This is a genomic window from Flavobacterium gyeonganense, from assembly GCF_029625295.1.
Taxonomy (GTDB): domain Bacteria; phylum Bacteroidota; class Bacteroidia; order Flavobacteriales; family Flavobacteriaceae; genus Flavobacterium; species Flavobacterium gyeonganense.
Genome location: NZ_CP121112.1, coordinates 937016 through 953825 on the forward strand (window position 1 = coordinate 937016; position 16810 = coordinate 953825).

15 protein-coding genes and 2 pseudogenes are annotated in these 16810 nt (G+C 33.7%); 11 read left to right on the forward strand and 6 right to left on the reverse strand.

Translation table 11 applies throughout. The annotated features are described in order from the left end of the window. Positions 1-83 precede the first annotated feature (83 nt). From dnaA to scpA, 10 genes and pseudogenes are all read left to right on the forward strand, one after another. Positions 84-1512, forward strand: a pseudogene (gene dnaA / locus P5P89_RS03905) (chromosomal replication initiator protein DnaA). Positions 1513-1521: 9 nt separating this feature from the next. Next, on the forward strand, positions 1522-1989 hold the full coding sequence (locus P5P89_RS03910; protein ID WP_278010832.1) for a low molecular weight protein-tyrosine-phosphatase: 468 nt from the start codon (positions 1522-1524) through the stop codon (positions 1987-1989). Between the two features lie 68 nt (positions 1990-2057). Beyond that, positions 2058-2771, forward strand: coding sequence for an SAM-dependent methyltransferase (locus P5P89_RS03915; RefSeq protein WP_278010833.1), 714 nt, complete (start codon positions 2058-2060; stop codon positions 2769-2771). Between the two features lie 19 nt (positions 2772-2790). Then, positions 2791-3588: an energy transducer TonB gene (locus tag P5P89_RS03920; RefSeq protein ID WP_278010834.1), complete on the forward strand. Its 798-nt coding sequence runs from the start codon at positions 2791-2793 to the stop codon at positions 3586-3588. A gap of 35 nt (positions 3589-3623) precedes the next feature. Then, positions 3624-4751: a methionine aminotransferase gene (locus P5P89_RS03925; protein WP_278010835.1), complete on the forward strand. Its 1128-nt coding sequence runs from the start codon at positions 3624-3626 to the stop codon at positions 4749-4751. A 74-nt stretch (positions 4752-4825) separates the two neighbouring features. Continuing rightward, a complete protein-coding gene (locus P5P89_RS03930) occupies positions 4826-5707 on the forward strand; it encodes an SDR family oxidoreductase (protein WP_278010836.1) in 882 nt (293 codons plus the stop codon). Positions 5708-5960: 253 nt separating this feature from the next. Further along, on the forward strand, positions 5961-6569 hold the full coding sequence (gene udk, locus P5P89_RS03935; RefSeq protein ID WP_278010837.1) for a uridine kinase: 609 nt from the start codon (positions 5961-5963) through the stop codon (positions 6567-6569). 124 nt (positions 6570-6693) lie between these two features. After that, positions 6694-7020: an FtsB family cell division protein gene (locus P5P89_RS03940; RefSeq protein WP_223681836.1), complete on the forward strand. Its 327-nt coding sequence runs from the start codon at positions 6694-6696 to the stop codon at positions 7018-7020. Between the two features lie 15 nt (positions 7021-7035). Further along, positions 7036-8399: pseudogene (locus P5P89_RS03945) on the forward strand (methylmalonyl-CoA mutase subunit beta). A gap of 42 nt (positions 8400-8441) precedes the next feature. Beyond that, positions 8442-10583: a methylmalonyl-CoA mutase gene (gene scpA, locus P5P89_RS03950; protein WP_278010838.1), complete on the forward strand. Its 2142-nt coding sequence runs from the start codon at positions 8442-8444 to the stop codon at positions 10581-10583. Between the two features lie 61 nt (positions 10584-10644). Here the strand turns inward: scpA and P5P89_RS03955 are convergent, their stop codons facing one another. The 5 genes from P5P89_RS03955 to dapF all read right to left on the reverse strand — a co-directional run bounded on the left by P5P89_RS03955 (position 10645) and on the right by dapF (position 14706). Further along, positions 10645-11292, reverse strand: a complete 648-nt coding sequence (locus P5P89_RS03955; RefSeq protein ID WP_278010839.1) for a peptidoglycan-binding protein LysM — start codon at positions 11290-11292, stop codon at positions 10645-10647. 98 nt (positions 11293-11390) lie between these two features. Then, entirely contained in the window at positions 11391-12311 is a 921-nt protein-coding gene (locus P5P89_RS03960) for a DUF2279 domain-containing protein (RefSeq protein ID WP_278010840.1), read from the reverse strand. Positions 12312-12313: 2 nt separating this feature from the next. Beyond that, the gene (gene mltG / locus P5P89_RS03965; protein WP_278010841.1) at positions 12314-13354 is read right to left on the reverse strand and encodes an endolytic transglycosylase MltG; all 1041 of its coding nucleotides are present in this window, start codon (positions 13352-13354) and stop codon (positions 12314-12316) included. 12 nt (positions 13355-13366) lie between these two features. Beyond that, positions 13367-13900 carry a GNAT family N-acetyltransferase gene (locus P5P89_RS03970; RefSeq protein ID WP_278010842.1) on the reverse strand — a complete coding sequence of 178 codons (534 nt, stop codon included), beginning with the start codon at positions 13898-13900 and terminating at the stop codon, positions 13367-13369. Between the two features lie 23 nt (positions 13901-13923). Then, positions 13924-14706 carry a diaminopimelate epimerase gene (gene dapF, locus P5P89_RS03975; protein ID WP_278010843.1) on the reverse strand — a complete coding sequence of 261 codons (783 nt, stop codon included), beginning with the start codon at positions 14704-14706 and terminating at the stop codon, positions 13924-13926. 137 nt (positions 14707-14843) lie between these two features. Between dapF and P5P89_RS03980 the strand changes: the two genes are divergently transcribed. Further along, the gene (locus tag P5P89_RS03980; protein ID WP_278010844.1) at positions 14844-16244 is read left to right on the forward strand and encodes a trypsin-like peptidase domain-containing protein; all 1401 of its coding nucleotides are present in this window, start codon (positions 14844-14846) and stop codon (positions 16242-16244) included. A 79-nt stretch (positions 16245-16323) separates the two neighbouring features. Here P5P89_RS03980 and P5P89_RS03985 read toward each other — a convergent pair whose 3' ends face one another. Next, a complete protein-coding gene (locus P5P89_RS03985) occupies positions 16324-16782 on the reverse strand; it encodes an Lrp/AsnC family transcriptional regulator (protein ID WP_163394545.1) in 459 nt (152 codons plus the stop codon). Between the last annotated feature and the right edge of the window lie 28 nt (positions 16783-16810).

The following is a 16810-nucleotide window of genomic DNA, read 5'->3' on the forward strand; positions in this document are numbered from 1 at the left end:
TTGTTATCCCGAAATACGGAATTAAATTGCTCCCTTTTATTAGGAGAATCTTTATCAATAATAAAAAAAATTTATCTGAATTTATGACTAAAACTGCTCAATCAGTATGGGAAAACTGTTTGTCCTTTATAAAAGACAATATTCAAGATCAGGCATACAAAACCTGGTTTGAACCAATCAAATCAGTTGAGCTAACCGACAACGCGTTATATATTCAGGTTCCAAGTAAATTTTTCTACGAATGGCTCGAAGAGCATTATGTAAAATTATTGAAAGTTGCGCTTACCAAAGAACTGGGAAAAAACGCAAAGTTACTCTATAAAATTAAAATGGAAAACACTTATGGAAACAAACAGCCGTTTACCGAGCAGCTGCCAAGTTCCAACAGAGTACCAATGAAACCACAAGAAGTGGATGCTCCGTTTAAAAACCTTAATCCGGAACTTAAAAATCCGTTTGTAATTCCTGGAATTAGAAATTTAAAAATTGAATCGCAATTAAACTCGAATTACAGTTTTGACAATTTTCTTGAAGGAGACTCAAACCGTCTGGCCCGTTCTGCAGGTATGGCTGTTGCCAATAAACCAGGAGGAACATCTTTTAATCCTTTATTGATTTTCGGCGGGGTTGGTTTAGGCAAAACACACTTAGCGCATGCTATTGGTGTTGAAGTAAAAGATAAATATCCGGAAAAGACCGTTTTATATATTTCTGCAGAGATTTTTACTCAACAATATATTGATTCCGTAAAAAAGAACAATCGTAATGATTTCATTCATTTTTACCAGTTAATTGACGTTTTAATTATTGATGACGTTCAGTTTTTATCAGGAAAATCAGGAACTCAGGATGTATTTTTCCACATTTTCAATTATCTGCACCAGAACGGAAAACAGGTAATTTTAACTTCGGACAAAGCACCTGTTGATATGCAGGATATTGAACAGCGATTGTTATCCCGTTTTAAATGGGGATTATCTGCCGAATTGCATCAGCCAGATTATGAAACCCGTATTTCGATCTTAAAAAATATCCTTTACCGTGACGGTGTTGAAATGCCGGAAGACATCCTTGAATATGTTGCCCGCAATATCAAAACCAATGTGAGAGAACTTGAAGGAGCTATTATTTCGTTAATCGCCCAGTCTTCTTTCAACAAAAAAGAAGTAACAATTGAGTTAGCTAAGAGCGTTGTAGAGAAATTTGTTAAAAATGTAAAGAGAGAAATCTCTATTGATTATATTCAAAAAATCGTGTCTGATTATTTTCAGCTGGATATTGAAACCCTTCAGTCTAAAACCAGAAAAAGACACGTGGTTCAAGCGAGACAATTGGCGATGTTTTTTGCAAAAGAAATTCACAAAAGCTTCTTTAGCAAATATTGGCTCTCAAATTGGAGATCGCGATCATGCTACCGTCTTACATGCTTGTAAAACAGTCGATAATTTAGTTTCTACAGACAAACAATTCAAAAAATTTGTCGAAGACATCAACAAAAAATTAACGCTATAAACGCGCATCATGCCAGTAAAAATTTTAATGGTTTGTTTGGGAAATATCTGCAGATCGCCTTTAGCCGAAGGCATTTTAGCATCCAAATTACCAAAAGAAAATTTTATAGTTGATTCAGCAGGAACCGGCTCCTGGCATGTGGGGCATTCCCCTGATAAAAGATCTATTGCTGTTGCCCAAAAAAATGGTTTATGCATTGATCAGCAAAAAGGAAGACAATTCAAAACTGCTGATTTTGATGAATTTGATTACATCTACGTAATGGATAATTCAAATTATAGAGATATCATGCACCTTGCTAAAACTCCGGAACACAAAAGCAAAGTTAATCTGATTCTAAATGAATTATTTCCGGATGAAAATGTCGACGTTCCAGATCCTTATTATGGAGTCGTTAATGGTTTTGACAATGTCTATCAGATGCTAGATGAAGTTGCTGAAATAATTGCCCAAAAACTTATCAAAAAACACTCTTAATTTACTTTTTCAATTATAACCACTACATTAATTGAAAAAGTATTTCATTTTATATTCTATACCAACATATGAAACTTCCTGGAAAATTATATTTAATTCCAACAACCATGGGCGAAAGCGACCCTATGGATGTTTTACCACAAACCGTAAAAAGAAGTATTGAATTGATAGATTATTATATTGTTGAAAATGATAAAACAGCCAGAAAATCCATAAAAGCAGTTTTACCAGAGAAAAAGCAATCAGAATTGGTTCTTTTCACACTTAACAAACGAACTGAAGCGAGCGAACATTTAGACTTCATAAAACCTTTATTAGAAGGAAAAAACATGGGCCTAATGAGCGAAGCCGGCTGTCCCGGAGTTGCTGATCCAGGCGCTGTGATTGTAAAACTGGCACATGAAAAAGGAATTCAGGTAGTTCCTTTGGTTGGTCCTTCTTCTATCCTATTGGCAATGATGGCTTCCGGAATGAATGGTCAGAGTTTTACATTCAATGGTTATCTGCCAATTGACAAAGATGAAAAAAAATCGGCAATTCGTCATTTTGAGAAATTATCTTATGATAAAAATCAATCACAATTATTCATTGAAACACCTTATAGAAATAATAAACTGATTGAAGATCTTTTACAGATTTTAAGTCCTGCAACTCATCTTTGTATCGCGGCAGATATCACTTTGCCAACAGAATTCATCAAAACATTGAAAGTTGCTGATTGGAAGAAGTTAAAAGTTGATTTAGATAAACGTCCTGCGATTTTTATTATTCATAAAATGTAAACTAAATTAAACCATCATCATGAAAAAATTTCTTCCGTTAATTTTGATTTGTTTTGTACAAAATACTTTTTCTCAACACAAAGAACCAACTATTAAATCAGACCCTGATGCAGTAGTAAACAGCAGTAAAAATAATTCACGTGTAGATTCACAACCTGAATTCCCTGGTGGACCGGAAGCTTTATATAACGATTTTATAAAAAATAATTATAGAATGCCGATTGTGAAAAACTTAAAAGGAAAAGTGTATGTATCCTTTATGGTTGAAACAAATGGAACTTTAAGTGATATAAAAATTTTAAGAGACATTGGATATGGAACAGGTGAAGAAGCAATTAGAGTATTAAAATTATCTCCTAGATGGACTCCCGCAAAAAGAAATAACAAATATGTGAGATGGAACTATTCATTTCCTATTACCGTAAAAGGTATTGACTCAGCTGAATCCTTAGAATTTTATAACCGTAATAATAACAATCCAATAGCTGAAGTAGTTAGAGAAGACGAAGAAAATCAAGTATATAATACTGCTGGCTTAGAAGTGATGCCTGAATTTCCAGGTGGCCAAGAAGCACTAGAACGTTTTTTAAAAGATAACTATAAAAATCCACAAAAAGATCTAAAAGGAAGAGTATATGCTACTTTTATTATTGAAAAAGATGGATCTTTAAGTGATATAAAAATCTTAAGAGATATTGGATATGGAACAGGTGCAGAAGCAATTAGAGTATTAAAATTATCTCCCAAATGGAGTCCAGGAAAACAAAATAACAAGGTTGTTAGAGTTTTAAAGGCTATTCCTATAGCCGTCGATTAAATTTAATCATCTCTTTTCCCTAACCAAACTTTATCATGAGCAAACTCCCAAACGTAACCACAAGCATTTTCACATTAATGTCTAAAATGGCTACTGAATATAATGCGATAAATCTTTCGCAGGGATTTCCAAATTTTCCTGTTGATGAAAGACTAACTGATATTGTTACTAGATTAGCGAAAGAAAACGTTCACCAATACACACCAATGGCAGGTTATCCTCCATTAATGAATAAGATTGCAAAGTTAGTTCTGAATTCTTATAACAGAATCATAAATCCTGATACAGAACTTCTGGTTACCACTGGAGCAACCCAGGGAATTTTCACAACCATTCTGGCTTTAGTAAAAGAAAACGATGAAGTCATTATTCTGGATCCAAGCTACGACTCTTATGAATCTCCTGTTTTACTTTGCAAAGCTAAGCCAGTCCGCGTAGCGCTAAATGACGATTATACGCCAAATTGGGAAACGATAGAAAAAGCCTGTTCTGCAAAAAGCAGCATGATGATTATCAACAATCCACATAATCCAACGGGGAAAATCCTGACCGAACCAGATTTTGTACAGCTAAAAAATCTTCTTGAAAAATATCCCGATATTATTGTTTTATCAGATGAAGTTTACGAATACATCACCTTCGAAGAGAAACATATTTCAGCACATACTAAAAATTTCCTTTTAGACCGATGCATAATGGTTTCTTCTTTCGGAAAATCATTTCATATTACAGGTTGGAAAATTGGTTACACCATTGCTCCTGAATATCTGATGAAAGAAATCAAAAAAGTTCATCAGTTTTTGGTTTTTAGCGTTAATAGTATTTCACAAGCTGCCATAAGTGAATATTTAGATATAGTGGACGTCAATTTACTTGGAAAATTCTATCAGGAAAAACGGGATTATTTTCAACAACTGCTTCAAAACAGCCGATTTGAGTTAAAACCCTGTGAAGGAACTTATTTTCAGGTTGCTTCCTATGCTTCAATTTCCAACGACGATGATGTTACATTTTGCAAAAAACTCATCACAGATCATGGTGTTGCCGCAATTCCAATTTCAACTTTCTATTCAGATCATAAAGACCATAAATTAATACGTTTTTGTTTCGCTAAAGATAACTTCACCCTCGAATCAGCAGCAAAAAAAATATGCCTAATATAAAGTTTTTTAAAAAAATATAACAATATTATGCATGCATCCTATTTAAATTAATTAATTTTGTAAAAATAAGAAGTATGAGCTATACAGATAAAATGTTAAGAGACGATGCTTTAAAAGGTAAAGTCATTGTAGTTACAGGAGGCGGAAGCGGCTTAGGAAAAGCGATGACCAAATATTTTTTAGAATTAGGAGCTCAGGTAGCCATTACTTCAAGAGATTTAGAAAAGCTTAAAACAACTGCAGCTGAACTGGAAACTGAAACAGGTGGAAAATGTTTACCGCTTCAATGTGATGTTCGACATTATGAAGAAGTCGAAAATATGCTTCAGGAAGTTTTAAAAGCTTTTGGAAAAGTAGATGTTCTTTTAAATAACGCAGCCGGAAATTTCATTTCCCCAACAGAACGTTTGTCTGCTAATGCATTTGACACTGTTATCGATATCGTACTAAAGGGTACAAAAAACTGTACACTTGCTTTTGGAAAACACTGGATCGACAGCAAACAAACATCAGCAACGATTTTAAATATTGTAACAACTTATGCCTGGACAGGATCAGCTTACGTGGTACCAAGTGCTACGGCAAAAGCAGGAGTTTTAGCCATGACCAGAAGTCTGGCCGTAGAATGGGCAAAATACGGAATCCGCTCTAATGCGATTGCTCCGGGACCTTTCCCGACTAAAGGTGCATGGGACAGATTATTACCTGGAGATTTGGCAGAGAAATTTGATATGGCCAAAAAAGTACCTTTAAAACGTGTTGGCGAACATCAGGAACTGGCAAATCTGGCAGCCTATCTGGTATCTGATTTTTCAGCTTATATAAACGGAGATGTTATTACAATTGATGGGGGCGAATGGCTAAAAGGTGCAGGACAATTCAACTTATTAGAAGCAATTCCTGAAGAACTTTGGGATCAGCTTGAAATGATGATAAAAGCAAAAAAGAATAAATAATTACAAGTGCTTACTAAATTCAGAATATTTTATAAAAACTATACTGATTGCACGAAATCCCGAAGGTTTTTACTTTCGGGATTTTTTTATATTTTTAATCATATAAGCAATATAATTTCGGTTAAGTAACATTTTATTTAAACATTTTACAGCTTAAATTTACTAATGTTACTTATATGGTTAAATTATTTTAAATGTTTAGCGATTCAGTTAAATTATTATTTTTGCGAAACAAATTATAACATCAAAATTTATGCTCATTATTGGAATTGCAGGAGGAACAGGAAGCGGAAAAACAACTGTAGTACATCAAATCATGAATGAATTACCAGACACTGAAGTAGGTGTAATTTCTCAGGATTCATACTATAAAGAAACCCATAATTTGTCTTTTGATGAAAGAGCCTTAATCAATTTTGATCATCCACGCGCTATTGATTTTGAATTGCTGGTAAAACACCTTAAAGCATTAAAAGCAGGCGAAACCATAGATCAGCCTGTCTATTCTTTCATTCAGCATAACAGAACTGACGATACAGTTTCTACTCACCCCAGAAAAGTAATGATTGTTGAAGGAATTTTAATTTTGACAAATCCTGAATTACGGGATATGTTCGATATTAAAATCTTCGTTCATGCCGATTCTGATGAAAGATTAATTCGTCGTTTAAAAAGAGATATTTCAGAACGAGGACGTGATATTGATGAAGTTTTAAACCGTTACCAAAACACCTTAAAACCTATGCATGAGCAATTTATCGAGCCATCAAAAGCATTTGCCGACATTATAATTCCAAATGACAAATACAACACTGTCGCAATTGATGTAGTTCGTGCCGTAATTAATCAGCGAATTTCATAATTTTTATTGTAAATTTATTCCATAAAAATAAGGAGCTGTTTCCCGCTCTCGCCTTTATCTTTTTATGGCAGAAAAAGCCATAAAAAGGATACCGGCTCCATCGGGGCTAAAAAATAAAAAGAAAATGAAAAATCCGTACAAAGATAAATCCTGGTTCAGATTCCTAAGCAATAAATATGTTTGGGTCTTGCTGTTTTTTATAGTATGGATGCTGTTTTTAGATAATTACTCTTATTTCGACCATCGCTTTTTAAACGATCAGATTAATGAGCTTAAAGACAATAAAACCTATTATCAGGAAGAAATTAAAAAAGACCAGGAACAGATTAAACAGCTCAAAAATCCTGAACAGATAGAGAAATACGCCCGCGAAAAGTACTTCATGAAAAAAGACAGCGAAGACATATACATTATCAAATTTGAAGGCGATACAATTCAGGAAAAAGAATAATTAGAAAAACACCCAATGGCTACTACCCTATTCGACGATTTTAGTCCGATTTCATCCAAACAATGGAAACAAAAAATTCAGTTTGAACTGGACGGTGCCGATTACAACAAAACAGTAATCTGGAATTCTCCGGAAGACATTCAGGTAAAACCATTTTATCATTACGACGAAGATTATAAAACTGCTGAAGTAAAAACGCAGGCTTCCAATTTTAAAATCTGCCAAAATATATTTGTTTACGATGTTGAAAAATCTATTCAAAGAGCTTTAAACTCTCTTGACAGAGGGGCTGAAAGCTTACGTTTTACCATTCAAAATGAAAAAATCGATATTCAAAAATTATTAGAAAACCTTCCTTTAGAAAACCGAATCGTTTACTTTAATTTAAATTTCATTTCAATCGATTTCGTAAAAATACTGGATACTATTTCCATTCAAAAAAAAGCTTTTTTTATTGCAATTTAGATCCAATTGGGTATTTAGCCAGGGAAGGAAATTGGTTTGTAACTTCTGACAAAAATAATTTTGAAACTCTTGAAAAAATTTCGAAAGCAACGAAAAATCTTTGTTTATTTAGCATCGATTTAAGTTTATATCAAAATGCAGGTGCCAATATAACACAGCAAATCGCATATAGTCTTGCACATGCAAACGAATATCTGAATCGTTTTCCAGATTGGACAAAACCAATTGTCTTTCAGACAGCTGTAGGAACAAATTATTTCTTTGAAATAGCAAAACTCCGTGCCCTGCGAATGCTCTTCAACTTAATTGCCGCCGAATACAATCCTGATTTAGATTGTCATTTATTGGTTACTCCAACGAAACGGAATAAAACCATATACGATTATAATGTCAACATGCTTCGCACCACGACAGAATGCATGTCGGCAATATTAGGAGGTGCTGATGCTGTTGCCAATTTGCCTTACGATTCTTTGTACCATAAAGACAATGAATTTGGCGACCGACTGGCAAGAAATCAATTATTGATTTTAAAACACGAAAGCTATTTTGATAAAGTGGATAATCCTGCTGATGGCAGTTATTATATCGAAAGTTTAACCATTCACCTCGCCGAAAAAAGTCTCGCTCTATTTAAGGATATTGAAACCAGCGGAGGATTTTTGAAACTCTTGAACGATGGAACCATTAAAAAGAAAATTCAGGAAAGTGCCCATAAAGAGCAGGAATTATTCGATGCTCAAAAAGAAGTTCTATTAGGCACGAATAAATATCCAAACCCTGAAGACAAAATGAAACATGATTTAGAACTGTTTCCTTTTGTAAAAATAAAACCCAGAAAAACATTGATTACACCGATAATTGAAAAAAGATTAGCAGAAAAACTGGAACAGGAACGTTTAGAACAAGAGTAATCTTTTTCAAAGTAATTATAAATTGCTAAAAAGAGTATTTCAATGATAAGAAAAGATCTTAAACATATAAAGTTACAATTCAAAAGTGAAGAATCTGATGAAAAATCCCATGATTCAGAATTAACAATTGATCACTTTACTACAGCAGAAGAAATCGAAATCAAAAAAAGTTATTCTGAAAAAGATATTGAGGAATTAGACTTTTTAGATTTTGGGGCAGGTTTTGCACCAAATCTGCGTGGTCCTTATGCAACCATGTATGTACAAAAACCATGGACTATTAGACAATATGCAGGATTTTCAACTGCAGAAGAAAGCAATGCTTTTTACAGAAGAAATTTAGCAGCCGGTCAAAAAGGTCTGTCTATCGCATTTGATTTACCAACACATCGGGGCTACGACTCTGATCATGAAAGAGTTGTGGGAGATGTTGGAAAAGCAGGTGTTGCTATTGATTCTGTTGAAGACATGAAAGTGCTTTTTGACCAGATTCCATTAGATGAAATGTCTGTATCCATGACTATGAATGGTGCTGTTTTACCTATCATGGCTTTTTATATTGTAGCTGCAGAAGAACAGGGAGTTACGACTGAAAAACTTTCAGGCACCATACAAAATGACATTTTAAAAGAGTTTATGGTTCGCAATACCTACATCTATCCACCAATGCCTTCTATGAAAATCATTGCCGATATTTTTGAATTCACAAGCAAAAAAATGCCAAGATTCAATTCTATTTCAATTTCGGGATACCACATGCAGGAAGCGGGTGCAACGGCTCATATCGAACTGGCTTATACGCTGGCAGATGGTTTAGAATACATCCGAACCGGACTATCTACAGGTATGAACATTGATGAATTTGCTCCAAGACTGTCATTTTTCTGGGCTATTGGCATGAATCATTTTATGGAAATTGCCAAAATGAGAGCCGGAAGAATGATTTGGGCAAAACTGGTTAAACAATTTAATCCCAAAAGTGATAAATCATTAATTTTAAGAACACATTGCCAGACAAGCGGATGGAGTTTAACGGAACAGGATCCTTTTAACAATGTAACCCGAACTTGCATTGAAGCCTCGGCTGCTGCTTTTGGAGGAACCCAATCATTACATACAAATGCTTTGGATGAAGCAATTGCTTTACCAACGGACTTTTCTGCCAGAATTGCACGAAACACTCAGATTTTTTTACAGGAAGAGACTAAAATTACCAAAACAGTCGATCCCTGGGCAGGAAGTTATTATGTGGAAAGCCTGACCAATGAAATAGTTGAAAAAACATGGAAGCTTATCGAAGAAGTAGAAGAATTAGGCGGTATGACAAAAGCCATTGAAACCGGAATTCCTAAACTTAGAATTGAAGAGGCAGCTGCAAGAAAACAAGCAAGAATAGACAGTGGACAGGATATTATTGTAGGTGTAAATAAATTCAGATTAGAAAAAGAAGATTCTTTACATATTTTAGATATTGACAATCAAACTGTACGAAGACAACAAATTGAAAGGCTTGAAAAAATAAAATCAACCCGAAATACGGAAAAAGTAAACCAATCCCTTGAAAAATTAATTCATTGTGCTAAAACCGGACACGGAAATTTACTGGAAATGGCTATTGAAGCTGCCAGAAACAGAGCAACTTTAGGCGAAATCAGTGATGCTCTCGAAAGTATTTTTGGCAGGTTCAAAGCACAAATAAAATCTATTAGTGGTGTGTACAGTGCAGCAATTAAAAACGACGAAAATTTTGAAAAAGCTAAGCAACTTGCTGACACTTTTGCAAAACAAGAAGGAAGACGTCCGAGAATCATGATTGCCAAAATGGGTCAGGACGGACATGACCGTGGTGCAAAAGTAGTAGCAACAGGTTATGCTGATGTAGGTTTTGATGTTGATATCGGCCCACTGTTTCAAACTCCGGTTGAAGCCGCCAAACAAGCTGTTGAAAATGATGTGCATATTTTAGGTATTTCTTCATTAGCCGCGGGTCACAAAACATTAGTTCCACAAGTCATTGAAGAACTAAAAACACATGGTCGTGAAGACATTATGGTTATTGTTGGAGGTGTAATTCCAGCACAAGATTATCAGTTTTTATTTGATGCCGGAGCAATTGCCGTTTTTGGACCCGGTACAAAAATTAGTGAAGCGGCAATCAAAATCTTAGAAATACTAATTGATTAAAAGAAAATTAAATGCATAAAAAAATCCCGAATATATCGGGATCTTTTTATGCATTTAATTTTTAATCGTTAATTGTTGCGTTACTATCTGCTTCAATATAAGAGAGATCATAACCGCCAAAGGCTTTCATGTAACTTCTCAAAGAGGTTCCATAAGCATCTCTAAAATGCCTGTTCCCTTTGTTTTTGAAAAAGTTCTTTACAGAACCAGCACCTCCTAAATGGGCTGCTGCTAAAATTCCTGACTCGGTAATTTCAATTCCGTTAATGATTTTTCCTTCATACTTTTCAATCTCCCTGCGTAAAATCCATTTGTTTTTAGATAACAAAGCAATAAACGCTTTTTCCTGTAAGGCTGGATTTTTTAAAAAATCTTTGTCACTGTGAACACCTACAGTTCTTAGAGTTTTAGAACCAAATTGGTATTTTCCCATATAGCCAATTGAATTTACTTTTCGGTATTTTCCCTGTGATTCTTTAAAAGCAATTGCTTCTTTAAAACCAATTAGCCGATTTCCGGTGAATGGTGCATTTAATTTTGTTTGTGATGGATAATCATCTTTGTCAAGAGATGGAAATAAGTATTCCGATCCATCTGTTTTTTCTGTATAAAACCAAGGTTTGGTTTCCAGACTAAAGGGTTTGAAACCCAAAGTTAAAAATGTAATAATAACGATTAAACTAGTGTAATAATACCATTTCTTTATCATAAATTGTTTTTCTTCAAAACGCTGTCACCTTTTTGAAATTTCTACGGCGCAAAGATAACAAAACAAAAAAAACTCTGTAAATCAATAACTTACGGTTTTTAAAAATAAATCAGATGTGCTTTAAGCCCTTTATTGGCGGTATATTCAAGCGTTGGGGCCGGAATTTTAATTGTGTTAAAAACAGAAAAAACAGTTTTCAAAAAGTGCGATTTTGTGTTAATTTTAGCTAAATCGACGTCAAAAGAAAGATAAATCTGACGAATTTTTTGCGGATTTTTGGCTGAAACGAAATTTTCATTTTTATTGTTCCCGGATAACATTCCATCGGCTCCATATCCAAAAGCAACATTTAACCACTTCGGAATTTTTGATTCTTTAGCAAAAGAATGCAGATTTACAGAAAGCCAATAAGTTTGTCCATTATAATCTTTTAAAATCTGTTCATTAAGTGAACTACCGAGTTTTTCAGGATTTTGATTTGCATATTGGGTAGTATGAAAAGAGAATTTAGGTGTAATTCGCTGTTCTTTCCAAAGTAATTCCTGAGAAACATACAATGCCGTTCCGGCTGCATTAGCGATTATATCACCTGAAGATGCACCCCACTCGGCAGAATATCCGTCTAAAACTTCAACAGCAGTAAGAAAAGCGAAACCAATACCAGCGCCGTAAATTAATTGATTTTTAGAACTGGTACCACTCCAATTCAGGGCTTCAGCACCAAATCTTCCTAAATGATAAGCCGAATAAAAGTGCCCAACTTTATCCATTTGGAGCCATTCATCATTATCATTTATAAAATGAAAATCGGATTTGGGATAATCGGCATACCACATCTGATTCAAACCAATTAATGTTGCAGAAGCCAAAGCAGCTTCAGTTATGATAACTCTATTTTGCCTTTTTACATTTAAAGTATCAGAAGGCTTAAAAAAATTATCGATTTTATCCTGAGCTTCAGCATACTGAATACACAAAACGAATAAAATCGATAAAAATAAATAAACTCTAAAATTCAAAACTATCTTGTTACGCCCTGACTAGCAATCCAGTCTGAGTATTTTTTTGCATTAATGGTGTGCTGTTCATAGCTTGAAGCGAATTCATGATAACCAAAACGTTCTGTACTGGCGCAAAAATAAATATAATCGTGTTTTTCAGGATTTAAAACAGCTTCAACAGCAGTAATGTCAGGCATCGCAATTGGTCCCGGAGGCAATCCGATATTTACATAAGTATTATAAGGAGATCTCATAATCAAGTCATTATAAAAAACTCTTTTAATAACCTGATCAAAATTATTATCACGAAGTTTTAGCGCATAAATCACAGTAGGATCTGCTTGTAAAGGCATTTCTAGACGTAAACGATTTAAATAAACTCCCGCAATACGAGGTCTTTCATCTTTTTTTACTGATTCTTTGTGTACAATAGAAGCCAAAATAGTAGCCTGAACTGGTGTTAATCCTTGTTTTTTAGCTTTTTCAATTCTTTCTGGAGTCCAGAAATTGTGATATTCCTTGATCATTTTATCACGGAATTTCACTGCAGAGGTATTCCAGTACACTTCATAAGTATTTGGAATAAACATAGCAAAAACATTCTCTTCATTAAAACCATTTTCTTTTAAGAAAGTAGAATCTTTAATTGCTTTTAGTAATGATAAACTATCTGCTTCTATTTGAGAACCTATTCTTCCTGCAAAATTCTCTAAACGTTCCTGATTATTAAAAGCCAGTTTAACCGGAACATTGGAACGCATTGCACGAACCAAATCAATATTGTTCATGTCTTTTTTAAGTAAAAAACGACCTGACTTTACATTTTCAGGATAGCTGCGCTTATTGGCAACCATTTCAAAATTATCGAAATTCTTAATATAAGGTTCTAATATTTTTTTTACATCTGCATAAGTAGCATCCGTAGGAACATATACGTAAAGTTCTTTTTCTTCAAATTTAGTATTGGCACTAAAAATTCTGCTAATTAAAATGAATCCGTAAATCATCAAAACCGAAATAACGGCTACGGCAACTATCGTGATAATCTTTTTTAATTTCAAAGTCTAAAAAATTTAAATTTGTTTGTTAATTAACTGAAAAATTGCCTCGTCCTGATATTGTCCATTTAGCAAGATCCAATCTTTTTTAATTCCTGTTTGCTCAAAGCCAAATTTAGTAAAAAGAGCTATACTTGCTACATTTCTTACACTAATATTTGCATACAATTGATGTAAATTTAAATTGTAAAAAGAATATTTTATTAATAACTCTAAAGCCTCAGAACCAATGTTTTGATTTCTATTTTCCTTATTTTGAATTACAATACCAACTCCTGCCCTGTTATTTTTAGGATCAAATTCAAATAAATCAATCAAACCAATCGCCGGAAAATCTTCATCCTGGCAAATCGCAAGACGCAATTGTTTGGCTTCATAAATATCCTGGTGTGCATTTTCGAGATATTGACGCACAAGAAAACGGCTATATGGAGTTTGCGTATTACTAACCTCCCAAATGCTCTGATCATTTTCCATGGCATACACGAATTCTAAATCATTAGGTTCTAAAGCACGCAGGTAAATATTTTTCCCTTTGAGAGTTATCATTACGATTTTATATTTTTTGAAAATTAAATTTCAATTGTTCCTTTAAAAACAAACTTTGCTGGACCTATTAAAAAAACATTCGTAAAATGTTCTCCTAATTTATCAAAGGAAACGGCTAATTTTCCTCCTTCAACATTTATATCAATTGAAGTTTTATCAGTTTGTCCGGTTGCATTCATGGCAATTGCAACAGCTGTTGCACCTGTTCCGCAGGCTAAAGTTTCATCCTCCACACCTCTTTCATAAGTACGAAGTGAAAACTCAGAATCATTTATTTTTTTGACAAAATTGATGTTGCTTCCTTTTTGCCCGTACAACTCTCCATAACGAATTGCTGCACCATTTTCTTTTACATTATAACGCTCTAAATCATCTACAATTTGTACATGATGAGGCGAACCTGTGTTTAAAAAAATATACGAATCTTTCTTTTGAACTTCATCAACATCAATCATCTGTAAGGAAACAATTGATTCTTTATTAACAGTTGCATGGTGTAATCCATCTGTAGCGATAAAAGTAGTTTTATCCTGAATAACACCTAATTGATTGGCAAATGCTACAAGACAACGACCTCCGTTTCCACACATTGAACTTTCGTTTCCATCTGAATTATAATACACCATTTTGAAATCGGTTTCAACGTCATTTTCGAGTAAAATAAGTCCGTCAGCTCCAATTCCGAAACGTCTGTCACATAAGCGTTCAACAAGTTTTACATCCTCTTTCGGAAAAAAATCTGAACGGTTATCAATCATTACAAAATCATTTCCTGTACCCTGATATTTATAAAATTCTATTTGCATTTTTTAGTTGTTAGAAGTACAAAAGTACGAACTATTAATTAATGAAATGTTAATCAATGTTAAAGAGCGTTAAACCGTTTTCCAAAATATTTTTTTGCTTTAATTTTACAGTAGTAACTTAAACATAAATCCTAATTATGAAAAGATTTTCAAGCTTATTTTTAGTGTCTTTATTAAGTGGTGCCACTACTCTTGGTGCTTACAAATTATTATTTGACGGCAGCAATTCTTTATTGGGAAGAGAAAATCCTATTGTTACTCTTGCCCCGAATTCTTTTGGCAGAAATGTTGGTCTTGCTGCTGAGACAGTAGATTTTACTGAAGCTGCTGACAAAACAATTCACACGGTTGTTCACGTTAAAAATGTTTCCCGAAGAACTGTTAGTAATCCTATGCTGGAATTTTTCTACGGTTATGGAGGACAGCAACAACAAGAACAGGTTGGAACTGGTTCAGGAGTTATTATTTCTGAGGATGGTTATATCGTAACCAATAATCACGTTATTAAGGATGCAACCGAAATTGAAATTACATTAAACAATAAAAAGTCATATAAAGCAAAATTAATTGGAACAGATTCTAAGATGGATATTGCTTTATTGAAAATTGATGCCGGGGAAAAATTACCATATACTGCTTTTGCTAATTCTGATAGCGTAAAAGTTGGGGAGTGGGTTTTGGCCGTTGGTAATCCTTATAACTTGACTTCTACTGTTACAGCCGGAATTGTTTCGGCGAAAGCCAGAAATTTAGACAACAGCGGAATCCAGTCCTTTATTCAGACCGATGCCGCCGTAAACCCCGGTAACAGTGGTGGAGCATTGGTAAATACGCGTGGAGAATTAATCGGAATTAATACTATGATTACTTCAATGACAGGATCTTACGTTGGATATTCTTTTGCAGTTCCATCAAACAATGCACGAAAAATTGTAGAAGATATAATGGAATTCGGAAATGTACAAAGAGGAATTTTAGGAGTTGAAGGTGGCGAATTAAACAGTAATGCTTCAAAAGAATTAGGTATTTCTGAAACACAGGGTTTCTACATCAATAAAGTTACCCCTAAATCAGGAGCTCAAAAGGCTGGTCTTACAAAAGGTGACATTATTGTTAAATTAGACAATCAGAATATTTCGACATTTGCAGATCTTTCAGGATACATTAATACCAAAAGACCTAACGATGTTGTACAGGTAACTTATATAAGAGAAGGAAAATCCAAAACAGCCTCAGTAACACTAAGTAAAAATGAATTTTTCAGCACAGAATTTAAAGGTATAGAGTTGGAAAACATTGACACTGTCGACAAAAAGAAATTCAAAATTGATTATGGTGTAAAAATCAAAAACATTACAAATGAAAATTTGATGCAGTATCAAAACGAATTGCAAGGCAATATTATTTTAAGTATTGATAATATTAAGGCAACCAATGTTGAAACAGTTTCTAAGCTTTTAAATAAAAAAGATGAAGGTCAAAGTGTCCGAATTGAAATGATCAATAAAAACGGAGAAATCTTTAGAATTATCATTTAAAAAATTTCATTTTAAAGTTTTCAAACTCAAAATTAAATACTTTAAAGCCATCTTAAATTCAAGGTGGCTTTTTTTGCACCTAAATAGGCAAAACCGTTGTGCTTTTTACTTCTGAAATTACAAATACAGTATTAATCAAGGAAACCTCCGGTAAAACTGATAATTTCTTTTGATGAAAATGATGGTAGCTTTCCATATCTGGAATGATAATCTTAAGCATATAATCAAAATTTCCTGAAACATAATTGCATTCTACAACTTCAGGCATATTTAAAATTGACTGGTTAAAACCTTCAGAGGTATCATATGTCTGTTTTGTTAAGGTTACCTGACAATAAACAGTTAGATTATTACCTAGTTTTTTTTTATTTAAAATCGAAACATATTTCTCTATAACACCTTCTTTTTCAAGACGTTTAACTCTATCATGAACAGGTGTTAATGACAAATTTATTTTATTTGCAATGTCTTTTAACGTATAATGAGCATTTTCCTGTAAAAGACGTAAGATTTTCTTATCAATTTCATCCAGAGCCATAATAAAAAGGTTTAGTCTATTTAATTAA